This window comes from Roseburia sp. AM23-20, from assembly GCF_003470905.1.
Lineage (GTDB): Bacteria > Bacillota > Clostridia > Lachnospirales > Lachnospiraceae > Roseburia > Roseburia rectibacter.
In genome coordinates this window covers 1-1,124 of record NZ_QRHS01000069.1, presented here as the reverse complement: position 1 = coordinate 1,124, position 1,124 = coordinate 1, and the positions used below count along the sequence as shown (strand labels likewise).

General features: G+C 28.6%; 2 protein-coding genes. Both read right to left on the bottom strand.

What is annotated here, in order from left to right:
• Positions 1 to 48: 48 nt before the first annotated feature.
• On the bottom strand, positions 49 to 438 hold the full coding sequence (locus tag DW650_RS19315) for a hypothetical protein (protein ID WP_118210887.1): 390 nt from the start codon (positions 436 to 438) through the stop codon (positions 49 to 51).
• 142 nt (positions 439 to 580) lie between these two features.
• Positions 581 to 1,009: a hypothetical protein gene (locus tag DW650_RS19310; protein ID WP_118210886.1), complete on the bottom strand. Its 429-nt coding sequence runs from the start codon at positions 1,007 to 1,009 to the stop codon at positions 581 to 583.
• Positions 1,010 to 1,124: the final 115 nt, after the last annotated feature.

Here is a 1,124-nt window from a genome sequence, read left to right as displayed (position 1 = left end):
GGGGATTCATGGTACAGTTATCAGTTCAGATACTGTTCCGTGAATAATTCAGGTTAATGTAATAAAATATATACCAAAGGAAATTATATCATTCATTTTTGTATCCACCTCCACACATCTCAATATCATAGTTGCTATTGTAATAAAATAAGCCAATAAGCAATACCAGTTCTCTTGTAAAATCCAAATTCTATTATTCTCTAAATATTCTTTTGCAAGTTTATTGCTCTTCTTTTTAATTAGCTTTAAGTTTTTCACTTTAGTATGTTTTTTTATTTCTTTCTGTATCTCTTCAGATATATCTCTATTAAAATCACTTGATTCATACGCTAAAACTTTTGTTTTTATCTTTATATCAATTTCTTCCGCTACATCAGCATTTATTTGTTGAAATTCTTGCATTAATCTTTTTTGCGTGGTTGGCTTTCTGTCTTGCATTATGTATTACTTTCCTCCGTTCATTTAACTTGTCTACAATTTTACAAATTCTCCTATCTTCATATTAAATCGACACTTTATCAAACTTTTTTCATTTACAAGCATTGTTTAAATCCAGTATATTCATATTTTTATTAAAAAGCTATTGCGGTATAAATCCGCTTCTATAGACATTAGAATTACCCGAAAAATGAATATAATTAATATTGCTCTTTAATTCTTCTGCCGGCTCCTCATTCTCAAAAATAATTATCTGAAACTCTTTAGCGAATGTTGCTAATTGTTCATATACAGCCATTTTTATGTTTTTCCCAACACTCTCATCCTTTTCCTTCGCAACTTTATCTTTTTCCTTAAATGTAGTAAGAGGTGTATCCAAAATTATTATACCCGGATGGCAAAGTTTGTCATCATAACAATATTTCATTAAAGCAATCAAAAAAGCTGAATTAATAATTGACCTAGCTCCCTTTCCAAATAGTTGTTTATTCTTTCCATCTATACGAAGATCTTTATTATTTTTTTCAAATTCAACTACAGAATTTTTTTCTATAAAATTCCATGAAGTCAATATTTTTTTTACTATTTCAGAAAGCTTTTCTACTTTTTCATCAGGAATATCTTTAACCTATATTATTCACGGCACAGCCGTGAAAGTGGCTGAAAACCACATAGTTTCTATATTT

What these genes read in the sequence shown, in the direction of transcription:
- DW650_RS19315 (WP_118210887.1), bottom strand. Translation starts at nt 438, where the DNA reads ATGCAAGACAGAAAGCCAACCACGCAAAAAAGATTAATGCAAGAATTT.